At 60.5% G+C, this 12,886-nt stretch carries 12 protein-coding genes; 1 reads left to right on the top strand and 11 read right to left on the bottom strand.

Annotated elements, in window-relative coordinates; all coding sequences use genetic code 11:
- Nucleotides 1-196 precede the first annotated feature (196 nt).
- The 9 genes from hflC to ACY4LX_RS04030 all read right to left on the bottom strand — a co-directional run bounded on the left by hflC (nucleotide 197) and on the right by ACY4LX_RS04030 (nucleotide 10,267).
- Nucleotides 197-1,066: a protease modulator HflC gene (hflC, locus tag ACY4LX_RS04070; RefSeq protein ID WP_348135032.1), complete on the bottom strand. Its 870-nt coding sequence runs from the start codon at nucleotides 1,064-1,066 to the stop codon at nucleotides 197-199.
- The gene (hflK, locus tag ACY4LX_RS04065; protein ID WP_054053363.1) at nucleotides 1,066-2,238 is read right to left on the bottom strand and encodes an FtsH protease activity modulator HflK; all 1,173 of its coding nucleotides are present in this window, start codon (nucleotides 2,236-2,238) and stop codon (nucleotides 1,066-1,068) included. The genes hflC and hflK overlap by 1 nt, the downstream gene beginning before the upstream one ends.
- Before the next feature lie 96 nt (nucleotides 2,239-2,334).
- A complete protein-coding gene (hflX, locus tag ACY4LX_RS04060; protein ID WP_149662216.1) occupies nucleotides 2,335-3,636 on the bottom strand; it encodes a ribosome rescue GTPase HflX in 1,302 nt (433 codons plus the stop codon).
- Between the two features lie 12 nt (nucleotides 3,637-3,648).
- Nucleotides 3,649-3,909, bottom strand: a complete 261-nt coding sequence (gene hfq, locus ACY4LX_RS04055; protein ID WP_007902656.1) for an RNA chaperone Hfq — start codon at nucleotides 3,907-3,909, stop codon at nucleotides 3,649-3,651.
- A 94-nt stretch (nucleotides 3,910-4,003) separates the two neighbouring features.
- Nucleotides 4,004-4,975, bottom strand: coding sequence for a tRNA (adenosine(37)-N6)-dimethylallyltransferase MiaA (gene miaA / locus ACY4LX_RS04050; RefSeq protein ID WP_149662215.1), 972 nt, complete (start codon nucleotides 4,973-4,975; stop codon nucleotides 4,004-4,006).
- The gene (mutL, locus tag ACY4LX_RS04045) at nucleotides 4,975-6,885 is read right to left on the bottom strand and encodes a DNA mismatch repair endonuclease MutL (RefSeq protein WP_463259236.1); all 1,911 of its coding nucleotides are present in this window, start codon (nucleotides 6,883-6,885) and stop codon (nucleotides 4,975-4,977) included. The genes miaA and mutL overlap by 1 nt, the downstream gene beginning before the upstream one ends.
- Entirely contained in the window at nucleotides 6,882-8,309 is a 1,428-nt protein-coding gene (locus ACY4LX_RS04040; protein WP_463259235.1) for an N-acetylmuramoyl-L-alanine amidase, read from the bottom strand. The genes mutL and ACY4LX_RS04040 overlap by 4 nt, the downstream gene beginning before the upstream one ends.
- Nucleotides 8,310-8,780: a tRNA (adenosine(37)-N6)-threonylcarbamoyltransferase complex ATPase subunit type 1 TsaE gene (tsaE, locus tag ACY4LX_RS04035; RefSeq protein WP_123402435.1), complete on the bottom strand. Its 471-nt coding sequence runs from the start codon at nucleotides 8,778-8,780 to the stop codon at nucleotides 8,310-8,312.
- Nucleotides 8,768-10,267, bottom strand: a complete 1,500-nt coding sequence (locus ACY4LX_RS04030; protein ID WP_463259234.1) for an NAD(P)H-hydrate dehydratase — start codon at nucleotides 10,265-10,267, stop codon at nucleotides 8,768-8,770. The genes tsaE and ACY4LX_RS04030 overlap by 13 nt, the downstream gene beginning before the upstream one ends.
- A 63-nt stretch (nucleotides 10,268-10,330) precedes the next feature.
- Here ACY4LX_RS04030 and queG point away from each other — a divergent pair, with 63 nt between their 5' ends.
- On the top strand, nucleotides 10,331-11,395 hold the full coding sequence (gene queG / locus ACY4LX_RS04025) for a tRNA epoxyqueuosine(34) reductase QueG (RefSeq protein WP_149662211.1): 1,065 nt from the start codon (nucleotides 10,331-10,333) through the stop codon (nucleotides 11,393-11,395).
- 39 nt (nucleotides 11,396-11,434) lie between these two features.
- Here the strand turns inward: queG and ACY4LX_RS04020 are convergent, their stop codons facing one another.
- The gene (locus ACY4LX_RS04020; protein WP_133839442.1) at nucleotides 11,435-12,046 is read right to left on the bottom strand and encodes a trimeric intracellular cation channel family protein; all 612 of its coding nucleotides are present in this window, start codon (nucleotides 12,044-12,046) and stop codon (nucleotides 11,435-11,437) included.
- Nucleotides 12,047-12,263: 217 nt separating this feature from the next.
- The gene (gene orn / locus ACY4LX_RS04015; RefSeq protein ID WP_123510830.1) at nucleotides 12,264-12,806 is read right to left on the bottom strand and encodes an oligoribonuclease; all 543 of its coding nucleotides are present in this window, start codon (nucleotides 12,804-12,806) and stop codon (nucleotides 12,264-12,266) included.
- Between the last annotated feature and the right edge of the window lie 80 nt (nucleotides 12,807-12,886).

The raw sequence follows: 12,886 nt of genomic DNA, 5'->3' as shown, positions 1-12,886 counted from the left end.
GGCTTCGCCAACCACTTTCCTCGAAAAACCTGTCGAGTCTTTCAACTCGGGCGCCTGCAAAAAACCACAATCAAACGTGCAGACGCAAAAAAGCCGGGAATTTCCCGGCTGCCGCATCATACACACGTTTTCCCAAAGGATCACCCCGCCCGAGGTTTTAGCCGCCAGGCGGGGGATGATTCAGGTCAACGCCGTATCAAGGCTTGGCTTTTTCCAGGTAACGGAAGAAGTCGCTGCCTGGGTCCAGGACCATGACGTCGGTTTTGTTCGCGAAGCTTTCACGGTAGGCACGCAGGCTACGGTAGAACGCGTAGAACTCCTGGTCCTGGCCGTAGGCCTTGGAGTAGATCGAAGCCGCCTGGGCGTCACCGTCACCGCGAACCTCTTCGGATTCACGATAGGCTTCGGCCAGCAACACGCGGCGTTGACGATCGGCGTCGGCACGGATGCCTTCGGCCAGCTCGTTACCCTTGGCGCGGTGCTCGCGAGCTTCACGCTCACGCTCGGTGCTCATACGTTCGAACACGCTGCGATTTACTTCTTTCGGCAGGTCGATGGCCTTGACCCGGACATCGACAACCTCGATACCCAGCTCTTTTTCCGCCATCTTGTTCAGCGAAGCGGTGATGTCAGCCATCAGCGCGTCACGTTCACCGGAAACCACCTCGTGCAGGGTGCGCTTACCAAACTGGTCACGCAGGCCCGATTCCAGACGACGGGACAGACGTTCATCGGCAATCTGCTTGAGGCCGGATGTCGCGGTGTAGAAGCGCTCGGCATCTTTCACGCGCCACTTGGCGTAGGCATCGACCATGACGGCTTTCTTTTCCAGCGTCAGGAAGCGTTGTGTCGGTGCATCCAGCGTCATCAGGCGTGCGTCGAATTTGCGCACCTGGTTAACGTAAGGCACCTTCACATGCAGGCCCGGCTGAACATCGGCCTGGACCACACGACCGAATTGCAGCATTACCGCACGCTCGGTCTGACCCACGATGTAGAAGCAGTTCCAGGCTGCGATCGCCACGACGACGCAGACAATAAGGGCGATCAGCGATTTATTGCTCATCAGCGACTCTCCCTGGTACGTGCTTGCTGTTGTTGCAGATCAGCGGCTGCACGGGCATTCGCTTCATTGCTGCTGGCTGCCGCGCCCGTTACCGGTGCGCTGGTGCTGCGGCCACTGTCGATCATCTTGTCCAGCGGCAAGTACAGCAGATTGCTCTGACCATTCTTGTTGCCGGTCACGAGAACCTTGCTGGTGTTGGTGAAGACTTCTTGCATGGTGTCCAGGTACAGACGCTCGCGGGTAACTTCAGGGGCCTTGCGGTACTCGGCGACCAGCTTGGTGAAACGATCCGCCTCACCCTTGGCGCGCGAGACCGTTTCGTCGCGGTAACCGTTGGCATCTTCAAGGATACGCTGGGCCTGGCCACGGGCTTCCGGCACGACGCCGTTGGCGTAGGTTTCAGCCTGGTTGCGCGAACGCTGCTCGTCTTCACGGGCTCGGATCACGTCATCGAAGGCTTCCTGGACTTCACGCGGTGCGGCTGCGTTCTGTACGTTGACCTGGGTGACGGTGATACCGGTGCGATAGGTATCGAGGAAACGCTGCAAACGTTCCTTGATTTCGCTGGCCATCAACTCACGACCTTCGGTCAGGACCTGGTCCATGGCGGTGGAACCCACCACATGACGCAAGGCGCTGTCGGTCGCTTGCTGCAGGCTGATTTCCGGCTGGTCGACGTTCAGCACGAAGTCCTGCAGGTTGCTGATCTTGTACTGCACGGTCAGCGGCACTTCGACGATGTTCTCGTCTTCAGTCAGCATCTGGCCTTGCTTGGTGTACGAACGCTCACGCGTGACGTTTTCCATGTACTTCTTGTCGATCGGCGGGAAGTAGATGTTCAGGCCCGGGCCGACGGTTTCGTAGTACTTGCCGAAGCGCAGCACCACGGCTTGCTCCTGCTCGTCGACCACGTAGACCGCGCTGTACAGCCAGACGGCAGCGAGCACGACCAGGCCGATGCCGAGCAGGCCGCCGAAGCCGCCACTCTTGCCCGAACCACCGCCGTCATCACCGCGTTTTTTACCACCACCGAACAACCCGTTCAGGCTTTCCTGCAGCTTTCGGAAGGCCTCGTCGAGATCCGGTGGCCCCTTGCGGTCGCCGTTATTGCGGCGCTTGCCACCCCAAGGATCCTGATTATTCGAGTTGCCACCCGGCTCATTCCAAGCCATAGCGCTCTCCATCTGATAAAGCAAAGACGCACCCACGGCGCGCCGACCAATGCTACAGAATGCCTGTCACCACGGCACAACCGCTTTCTCAGGCTTTTATTGCAAAGTGTGTTGCTCGAGGAAGTCCATCGGTTGCAGGCCTTCGCGGCTCACCAGTCGATTCAACTCGACCCGAGGCAAGCGGACGGCCAGCAGGCTGATGCCCTCTTCGTCGTGTTCTTCTTTCTGTACCGCACCGAGTTCGAAAAACTGCGCACGCAGTCGAGCAAAACGTTGCGGTAAGCGCAAGGTGCCAACAAACAAATCACCGCCCAGCAACTCGGCAATGGCTTGCTCAAGCAATTCCAGACCACTGCCATCACGCGCCGACAGCCAGACCCGCTGGGGCTTGCCGTTTTCATCACGCTGGATTTGTGGCTCAACGCCTTCAAGCAAATCGAGTTTGTTATAGACCTCAAGGATCGGCAAGTCCTGGGCTCCAATCTCGCCCAGCACCACCATCACCTGCTCGATCTGCAACATGCGATCCGGTTCGGCCGCATCGATCACGTGCAACAGCAGGTCCGAGTTGCTCGACTCTTCGAGCGTAGACCGAAATGCCTCGACCAGTTTGTGCGGCAAGTGGCGGATGAAACCCACCGTGTCGGCCAGGACAATCGGCCCCAGGTCGTCGAGTTCCAGACGGCGCAAGGTCGGGTCCAGCGTGGCGAACAACTGGTCAGCCGCGTACACGTCGGATTTCGTCACGTTATTGAAGAGCGTGGATTTGCCGGCGTTGGTATACCCCACCAGGGACACGGTAGGAATATCCGCACGCGTGCGGCCGCGTCGCGACTGTTCCCGCTGACTGCGCACTTTTTCCAGCCGACCCTTGATCTGTCGCAGGCGAACACGCAGCAGACGGCGGTCGGTTTCCAACTGGGTTTCGCCCGGGCCACGCATACCGATACCGCCACCCTGACGCTCAAGGTGAGTCCAGCCACGAACCAGCCGTGTGCTCATGTGGTCAAGCTGGGCCAGTTCGACCTGGAGCTTGCCTTCATGGGTACGGGCGCGCTGGGCAAAAATATCGAGAATCAGACCGGTACGGTCGATCACGCGACACTCGAAAACACGTTCGAGGTTACGTTCCTGACTGGGCGTGAGGATGTGATTGAAGATGACCAGATCGGCCTCTTTGGCATGGACCAGGTCGCGCAGTTCCTCGACCTTGCCGCTGCCAATCAGGAATTTGGCAGTTGGCCGATGACGCGGCACGTTAAAAAACGCAACGGTCTCGGCGCCAGCCGAATTAGCCAATTCCTGAAACTCCTGCGGATCTTCGCGCGCCTCAGGGTCCTGTCCATCCAAGTGAACGAGGATCACTCGTTCACCACCACCGTGGCGCTCAAAGAACAAAGGAGACTCCTATCAGGCGTTACCTGGCTCAGCGTCACCCGCTTCCGATTCGGTTGCGCTAGGCAGACGAATTGGACGAACCGGTACCACTGTCGAGATAGCGTGCTTGTAAACCATTTGGCTAACGGTGTTTTTCAGCAGGATGACGAACTGGTCGAAAGACTCGATCGTGCCTTGCAGTTTGATCCCGTTGACCAGGTAGATGGACACCCCAACTTTCTCTTTACGTAAAGTATTCAAGTAAGGGTCTTGTAGCGAATGCCCTTTTGACATGTGCCGCACTCCTTTAAGGATTCAATATAAAAAATAGGTAAACAGATGGCTTGTGGCCGTCACACCCCCAAGGATAGACGGCAATTGCAAGGACTCAGCTCAATATGGAGATGGTCCCGAGGTATTTCAAGGCGCGCGGCAGATTGTCGCAATCCAGGCTGTCCAACCAATGTAAATCAGCCCAACTGCGCAGCCAGGTGAACTGGCGCTTTGCCAATTGGCGCGTGGCAATGATTCCACGCTCCTGCATCTCGGCTTGCGTCAGCTTGCCATCCAGGTAGTCCCAAACTTGTCGGTACCCTACAGCGCGTATGGATGGCAACCCTGAATGCAGGTCACTTCTCGTACGCAGGGCTACGACCTCGTCGATGAATCCCTGTTCCAACATATTTGTGAATCTTTGTTTAATACGCTCGTGCAGTACCTGGCGATTTGCCGGGGCGATAGCCAAGTTCGCGACAGTATAGGGCAATTGTTGCAGTCCCGAAGCGGCTGCTTCAGTACTTTGCGCAGATTGTATGAGGCGCAGCTCGGTCATGCTCTGACCGCTCACGCGATAAACTTCCAGCGCTCGACTGAGGCGTTGGGGATCGTTCGGGTGAATGCGCGCCGCAGAAACCGGGTCAATTACTGCCAATTGGTCGTGCAAGGCTTGCCAGCCAAGGCGTTCAGCCTCTTCTTCGATTTGCGCGCGAACCTCGGGATCGGCCGCCGGCATTTGCGCCAGTCCTTCGACCAAAGCCTTGTAGTAGAGCATCGTGCCGCCTACAAGCAGCGGAATTTTTCCCCGCGAAGTGATCTCGGCCATCGCCTCAAGGGCATCTCGACGGAAATCCGCGGCGGAATAGCTCTCGGCCGGGTCGAGAATATCGATCAACCGGTGCGGGAACTCGGCCAGAATTTCTTTGGAAGGCTTGGCAGTGCCGATGTCCATGCCTCGGTAGACCAGCGCCGAATCGACACTGATCAGCTCGCACGGCAAGACTTTGGTCAGCTCGATGGCCAGGTCGGTCTTGCCCGCTGCGGTCGGGCCCATCAGGAAAATCGCTGGAGGGAGCTGGCTCATCAACGACCGCGCAAGAACAGTTTGTCCAGATCGTCCAGGCCCAATTGGGTCCAGGTCGGTCGGCCATGGTTGCATTGACCGCTGCGTTCGGTGTTTTCCATGTCCCGCAGCAGACCGTTCATTTCGGGTATCGCCAGGCGCCGATTGGCCCGGATCGCACCGTGGCAGGCCATGGTGCCGAGCAGTTCGTTCAAGTGCGCCTGGATCCGGTCGCTGGTACCGTATTCCATCAGATCGGCCAGTACGTCGCTGACCAAGCGATTGGCTTCGGCCTGCTTGAGCAACGCCGGGATCTGCCGGATCGCCAGGGTTTCCGGGCCCAGGCGCTGCAATTCAAAGCCCAGGCGCTGGAACCACGCGACGTTCTCTTCGGCGCAATCGGCTTCGCGCTGGCTCACCGCCAGGGATTCCGGCACCAACAGCGGTTGGCCGCTCAAGCCTTCGCTGGCCATGGCCACTTTCAGGCGTTCATACATGATCCGCTCGTGGGCGGCGTGCATGTCCACCAGCACCAGGCCCTGGGCGTTTTCCGACAGGATATAAATGCCCTTGAGCTGCGCCAGTGCGTAACCCAACGGCGGAATATCATCTTGCCCGGCCGGCAGCGCAACTGCATTGGCTTCCGGCAACGGCGCGAAAAATTCGCGATACGCCGCTTGAGCCTCAGCCACCGGCACGCCGGATTGAGGCTTTGGTGTGTACTGATATTGATAACCGGCGCCAGCACCCGAGCCCGCCGTCGTATTAAAGGTCGGCTGCGCCTGGGGCTGTTCCAGCAAAGCATTGGCCGCGAGGCGCATTTCGCCCTGTGGACCGAACTCGCCGGCATCGATGCCGGTAGGCCGAACAATGGCCGTCGCCACCGGCGCCGCCAGATGATCTTCCGGCCGCACATCGCCCAAGGCGCGGTGCAAGGTGCCGTAGAGGAAATCGTGAACCATGCGCCCGTCACGGAAGCGCACTTCGTGTTTGGTCGGGTGCACGTTGACGTCGACGCCCGCCGGATCGACTTCGAAAAACAGCACGAAGGTCGGATGCCGGCCGTTGAACAGCACGTCGCGATACGCCTGGCGCACCGCGTGGGCCACCAGTTTGTCGCGCACCGCACGGCCGTTCACAAAGAAATACTGCAAGTCCGCCTGACTGCGGTTGAACGTCGGCAAGCCGACCCAACCCCACAAATGCAGGCCATTGCGCTCGATTTCGATCGGCAGCGCCTGCTCCAGGAACCCCGAGCCGCAAATCGCCGCCACACGCCGGGCGCGGGCCGCGTCGTCATGGGCTTCGTGCAGGCTGAGGATGGTTTTGCCGTTGTGGCGCAAATGGAACGCCACGTCGAAGCGTGCCAGGGCCAGGCGCTTGATCACTTCTTGCAGGTGATCGAATTCGGTTTTTTCGGTCTTGAGAAACTTGCGCCGGGCCGGGGTATTGAAAAACAGGTCGCGCACTTCCACCGAAGTACCGACCGGGTGAGCCGCCGGTTGCACGCGCGGCGCCATGTCCCGGCCTTCGGTTTCGACTTGCCAGGCTTGATCGGCATCTTTGGTGCGAGACGTCAGGGTCAGTCGCGCCACGGAGCTGATCGACGCCAGCGCTTCGCCGCGAAACCCGAGGCTCATCACCTGTTCGAGGTCTTCAAGGTTACGAATTTTGCTGGTGGCGTGTCGCGCCAGGGCCAGCGGCAGGTCATCGGCGGAAATGCCGCTGCCGTCGTCGCGCACTCGCAGCAACTTGACGCCGCCCTGCTCGACATCGACGTCGATGCGTTTGGCGCCGGAGTCGAGGCTGTTTTCCAGCAATTCCTTGATCACCGAAGCCGGGCGCTCAACCACCTCACCGGCGGCAATCTGGTTCGCCAGTCGCGGGCTGAGCAGCTCGATACGAGCGGTATTGGTCAGCGCCTGATTCATTCTTTGGCCGCCAGTTCAGTGCCGGGAATGGTCAGAGTCTGACCGATCTTCAGCTCATCGCTTTTCAGGTTGTTGGCGCTGCGCAGGGTCGCTGGGGACACCTGGTAACGCACGGCGATCATCGCCAGGGTTTCGCCGGGGCTGACGCGATGGTCGCGTGGGCCTTGGGCGATCTTGCCGGAATCACGCAGCCAGGCGATGTAGGTGCCCGGTGGCGGATTCTGCTGGAAGAACTGGCGAACACCGGCGCTGATGGAACGCGCGAGGGCCTGCTGATGGCTCGCCCCGGACAACTTGTTCGCTTCGTTAGTATTGGAGATGAAGCCGGTTTCCACCAGGATCGATGGGATGTCCGGCGATTTCAGCACCATGAACCCGGCCTGCTCCACCCGTTGTTTGTGCAACGGCGTGACGCGGCTGATGTTGCTCAAGACTTTTTGACCAACGTTCAGACTGGACGTCAGGGACGCCGTCATCGACAAATCGAGCAGTACGCCGGCCAGCATGCGGTCCTTATCGTCGAGGCTGACGCTGCCGGCACCACCGATCAAGTCGGAACGGTTTTCGCTGTCGGCCAGCCAACGGGCCGTTTCCGACGTGGCGCCGCGATCCGACAGGGCAAACACCGAGGCACCGAAGGCCGCCGAAGACGGCGCGGCGTCGGCGTGGATCGAGACGAACAGGTCGGCGCCTTTCTTGCGGGCGATTTCGGTACGGCCACGCAACGGGATGAAGTAGTCGCCGGTGCGGGTCAGTTCGGCGCGGAAGCCTTTCATGCCGTTGACCTGGCGCTGCAACTCACGGGCGATGGCCAACACCACGTCTTTCTCATGCTGACCGCGCGAGCCCGAAGCGCCCGGGTCTTCGCCGCCGTGGCCGGCATCGATCACCACAATAATGTCGCGTTTGCCCGCCGGAGCCGGCGGCAGTTTCACCGGCGGATCGATCGGGGTCACTGGCACCGGGGCCACGGTCGCGACGTTGGTCGGCGGCGGAATCGGGGCAGCGGCTTCGGCGCTATCAAACAGGTCGACCACCAGACGATTGCCATACTGGCCGTTCGGCGCCAGGGTGAAGCTTTTCGGCGTGACGGCTTTTTTCAGGTCGATGACCACCCGCAAGTCGGTCGGCGTGCGCTGGGCCGAACGCATGGCGGTGATCGGGCTGTTGGAGGCGTTGACGTTGAGCGGCGCACCGAGGGTCGCGCCGTTGATGTCGATGACCAGCCGATCCGGCGAAGTCAGGGTGAAAACGCTGTGTTGTACCGGCCCCGAGAGGTCGAACACCAGTCGTGTGTTATCCGGAGCTCGCCACAGGCGAACGCTGTTGACCTTCGTTTCGGCCACAGCGTCGACGGTCACCGCCAAAAACAACAATCCTACGGCAGCTACCATCGCGCGAAAGCGCATACCTGACCCCATCATTTAATTAGTTTCCAATGCCAAAGCGGCACACCACGACTCGCCACGCGAGCCCTGGGACAAAATTTTCAGCGAACGCCCGCTGTCTTGCGGGCTAATGGTAATGGTCAGGTCGGGCTTTGGCAAAAAGCCTGCACCCTTCTGGGGCCATTCAATCAGACACATGGCATCGTCATCGAAGTAATCGCGGATGCCGAGGTATTCCAGTTCCTCCGGATCGACCAGTCGATACAGGTCGAAATGGAAGGCACGGATGTCGCCAATCTCGTAGGGCTCGACCAGGGTGAAGGTCGGACTTTTTACCGCGCCCACATGCCCCAAGCCCCGGATGATGCCCCTGGACAGCGTGGTTTTGCCCGCGCCCAGATCGCCCTCGAGAAAAATCAGACCGTGCCCTTGTGTGGTTTTTGCTATGCGAGCACCGAATGCGGTCATCGCCTCTTCATCAGCCAGGTACAGGGTTACTTCAGACACGGTGCTCGCTCCTCCAACAACTGACGAATGGCCGGAATCAGATCACTGGCCGCCAGCCCACGGCCCGATTTACCTTGTTGCGCGCCGGCATTGGCGTGAAGCCAGACCGCCAGGCAGGCAGCATCGAAAGCGTTCATGCCTTGGGCGAGCAAGGCGCCGACCAGACCGGCCAGCACATCGCCCAACCCAGCCGTAGCCATCGCCGGATGGCCCTGATGACACACCGACAACCGCCCGTCGGGACTGGCGATCAGGCTGCCGGCGCCTTTCAGAATGACTACTGCTGTGTATTTTTTGCTCAATGCGTGTGCGGCGGCGGGACGGTCGGCCTGTACTTGTGCGGTGCTGATGCCGAGCAAACGCGCCGCTTCGCCCGGATGCGGGGTGATGATGCAATCGATGGGCAGTTTCACCTGTTCTTCGGCGAGCATGTTCAGCGCATCGGCGTCCCAGACTTGCGGCAACGGCGCGCTGGCCGCTGCGGACAGCAGGCTGCGGCCCCAACCGGCCTGACCGAGACCGGGGCCGACCACCAATACGGATACTTTTTCCAGCAAACCCATCAGCTGATTGGATGACGAGGTGCCAAGCACCATCGCCTCCGGGATTCTCGCCAACGCAGCGGGCACATGTTCGCTGCGAGTGGCCACGGACACCATGCCCGCGCCACTGCGAAGCGCACTTTGCGTACTCAGCAGGATCGCGCCGCCAAAACCGCGATCACCGCCGATCAGCAGCACATTACCGAATTTGCCTTTATGGGAGGTTGGTGCCCGAGGGGCCAGGAGCGGCAGGTTATTAGCGCCTAAACGACGGGCGCTGATCGCGGCGCTCTCAAGAATTTGCGGATCGGCGTGTAAATCGTTGAACACCAGTTCACCGACCACGTCCGCCGCATCACCAGTGAACAGGCCCAGCTTCAAGCCGATAAACGTCACGGTGAGATCCGCCCGAACCGCCGCGCCGAGCAGGCGACCGGTATCGGCGCACAGTCCCGATGGGATATCCACCGCCGCCACCGGCAAGCCACTGGCATTGATCGCGGCAATGGCGCTGGCGTAGGGCTCACGGACCTCGCCCGTCAGGCCGGTGCCGAGCAAGGCATCGAGGATGATGCCGCGCAACTCGGTGTCGGCAGTCCAGGCTTCGATAATTACGCTCTCGCTCAAGGCCTCGGCATGAGCCCGCGCCGCATCACCTTGCAATCGCTGGGGCTCACCGACCGCCAGCACCCGCACTTGCCATCCGGCACGCTGGGCCAATACCGCCACCAGATAACCGTCGCCTGCGTTATTGCCGTGACCCGCCAGCACAGTCAATTCGTTGGCCGTCGGCCACTGACGGACCAACGCCCGCCACGTCGCTCGCGCCGCCCGCTGCATCAATTCGAAGCCCGGCGTGCCGGCCGCGATCAGGCTCGCATCGAGCCCTCGCACTTGCGCGGCGCTGTACAGCGCGTCGGGTAAATCATCTTTAGTGTGCGGCATGCGTCTTCGGGCTCCGATGTCTGGCAGAATTATACGCACCTCAGCTCCGGTTTCTCTCGTCTCATGCCCGCTATTACTACAGACCTGCCCGCCCTCGCCCAATCCATCAAGGACTGGGGCCGCGAGCTGGGCTTCCAGCAAGTCGGCATCAGCGGCCTGGACCTCGCCGAGCATGAGCAGCACCTGGAGCGCTGGCTCGCAGCCGGCTACCACGGCGAAATGGACTACATGGGCGCCCACGGCAGCAAACGCTCGCACCCGGAAGAACTGGTGCCCGGCACTTTGCGTGTAGTGTCGCTGCGCATGGACTACCTGCCCGGCGACACGCAAATGGCGCAATTACTCGCCCAACCGGAAAAAGCCTACGTATCGCGTTATGCCTTGGGCCGCGACTACCACAAATTGATCCGTAAACGTGTGCAACAACTGGCGGATAAAATTCAGGCCGAGATCGGCCCCTTCGGTTTCCGCGCCTTCGTCGACAGCGCCCCGGTGCTGGAAAAAGCCATCGCCGAGAAGGCTGGCCTGGGATGGATCGGCAAAAACACCCTGGTCTTGAATCGCAAGGCCGGCAGTTACTTCTTCCTCAGCGAACTGTTTGTCGATCTGCCGCTGCCGGAAGACCCGCCCCACAGCACCGAACACTGTGGCCGCTGCACCGCCTGCCTGGACATTTGCCCGACCAACGCTTTCGTCGGCCCTTACGTACTGGACGCCCGGCGCTGCATTTCCTACCTGACCATCGAACTGAAAAGCGCGATCCCGGAAGACTTGCGACCGCTGATCGGCAATCGGGTGTTCGGCTGTGATGATTGCCAGATCGTCTGCCCGTGGAACCGCTTCGCCCGTCCGTCCGGGGAAAGCGACTTCAAGCCACGGCACAATCTGGACAATGCGCAATTGGCCGAGTTGTTCATGTGGGACGAAGACAAGTTTCTCAGCAGTACCGAAGGTTCACCGTTACGCCGCGCCGGTTATGAGCGCTGGTTGCGCAATCTGGCGGTGGGGTTGGGTAATGCGCCGTCGAGTATTCCGGTGTTGGAGGCGTTGAAGGCGCGCCGGGAATATCCGTCAGAGTTGGTGCGCGAACATGTGGAGTGGGCGTTGAAACAACACGGTCTAGCGTAGGAGCAGCCTTCGGCAGCTCCTAAAGGGACCCTGTGTAAATCAGGCTTCGTCGTTGTAGACGAACTTCGGCATTTCCCAATGAAACCGGATCGCCAGCAACCGCAGCAAAAACCCGCCGAACAAGGTGATCAGGATCGCCTGCTCCCCCGGTAATTCCAGATAGATGCAGAGCATGTAGCACCACGCGGCCGCGAACGAGACGCTGGCGTAGAGCTCGCGACGGAAGATCAGCGGGATATCGTTGCAGAAGATATCCCGGAGGATGCCGCCGAATACCCCGGTGATCACACCGCTGACCGAGGCCACCAACATGCCGTGGCCCATTTCCAGCGCAGTCATGCAGCCGATCAGGGTGAACGCCACCAGACCCACGGCATCGAGCACCAGAAACAGTGAGCGCAGGTGCCGCATCCAGCGCGCGGCGAAGACTGTGAACATCGCGGCGACCGAGGTCAGGATCAGGTATTCCGGGTGCTTGACCCAGGTCAGGGGGTAGTGGCCGAGCAACACGTCACGCACCGAACCGCCGCCCAACGCCGTGACGCAGGCGATCAGTACCACACCAAACCAGTCCATGCCCCGACGGCCGGCAGACAAGGCGCCGGTCATGGCTTCGGCGGTGATGGCAATCAGGTAGAGCATCAGCAACATGGTGGCGGTCCTGGCAGGAAGGCGCGCAGTCTAGCCATTTAGTCGCGGCACCAAAAGGGGGCAACAGAAACCACTGGGACCTGTGGCGAGGGGGCTTGGCCCCGTTGGAGTGCGAAGCACTCCCCTGCATTCCGCCAGTCACACCGCATTCTCAGGTGTTACGACTGCTTCGCAGCCGAACGGGGGCAAGCCCCCTCGCCACAAAGGCACCGCAGGATCAGAACTTGATGAAATGCTTACGGTAATGCTGCAACTCAGCAATCGACTCGCGGATATCGTCCAGCGCCAGGTGCGTGCTGCCCTTCTGGAAGCTGTCGCGCACGTCCGGCGCCCAGCGTGCAGCCAGTTCTTTGAGGGTCGACACGTCGAGGTTGCGGTAGTGGAAGTAGCTTTCCAACGCTTTCATGTGCGTATAAAGGAAGCGACGGTCCTGGCAGATGCTGTTGCCACAGATCGGCGACTTGCCCTTCGGCACCCATTTTTCCAGGAAGGCGATGGTTTCGGCCTCGGCTTCGGCCATGCTGATGCGGCTGTCGCGCACGCGCTGGGTCAGGCCCGAGCCGCCGTGTTGACGGGTGTTCCACTCGTCCATGCCGGCCAGGATCGCGTCGCTGTGGTGGATCGCGATCACCGGGCCTTCGGCCAGGGTGTTCAGGTCACTGTCGGTGACAATGGTCGCCATCTCGATGATGACGTCGGTATCAGGGTTCAAACCGGTCATTTCCAGGTCGATCCAGATCAGATTCTGCGGGTTTTGCATGTGTCGGCTCCTAGGCAATGCTGCGCAGTTTAGCCTAGGCAAGTGGCCGGGCGTGCTAAACTCGCGGCCGTTTTACCTAA

The organism is Pseudomonas sp. Emmai (genome assembly GCF_055179735.1).
The sequence above is the reverse complement of the archived record's forward strand: the minus strand, read 5'-3'. Positions and strand labels throughout refer to the sequence as shown.

What these genes read in the sequence shown, in the direction of transcription:
- hflC (WP_348135032.1), bottom strand. Translation starts at nt 1,066, where the DNA reads ATGAGCAATAAATCGCTGATCGCCCTTATTGTCTGCGTCGTCGTGGCG.
- hflK (WP_054053363.1), bottom strand. Translation starts at nt 2,238, where the DNA reads ATGGCTTGGAATGAGCCGGGTGGCAACTCGAATAATCAGGATCCTTGG.
- hfq (WP_007902656.1), bottom strand. Translation starts at nt 3,909, where the DNA reads ATGTCAAAAGGGCATTCGCTACAAGACCCTTACTTGAATACTTTACGT.
- miaA (WP_149662215.1), bottom strand. Translation starts at nt 4,975, where the DNA reads ATGAGCCAGCTCCCTCCAGCGATTTTCCTGATGGGCCCGACCGCAGCG.
- mutL (WP_463259236.1), bottom strand. Translation starts at nt 6,885, where the DNA reads ATGAATCAGGCGCTGACCAATACCGCTCGTATCGAGCTGCTCAGCCCG.
- ACY4LX_RS04040 (WP_463259235.1), bottom strand. Translation starts at nt 8,309, where the DNA reads ATGATGGGGTCAGGTATGCGCTTTCGCGCGATGGTAGCTGCCGTAGGA.
- ACY4LX_RS04030 (WP_463259234.1), bottom strand. Translation starts at nt 10,267, where the DNA reads ATGCCGCACACTAAAGATGATTTACCCGACGCGCTGTACAGCGCCGCG.
- queG (WP_149662211.1), top strand. Translation starts at nt 10,331, where the DNA reads ATGCCCGCTATTACTACAGACCTGCCCGCCCTCGCCCAATCCATCAAG.
- ACY4LX_RS04020 (WP_133839442.1), bottom strand. Translation starts at nt 12,046, where the DNA reads ATGTTGCTGATGCTCTACCTGATTGCCATCACCGCCGAAGCCATGACC.
- orn (WP_123510830.1), bottom strand. Translation starts at nt 12,806, where the DNA reads ATGCAAAACCCGCAGAATCTGATCTGGATCGACCTGGAAATGACCGGT.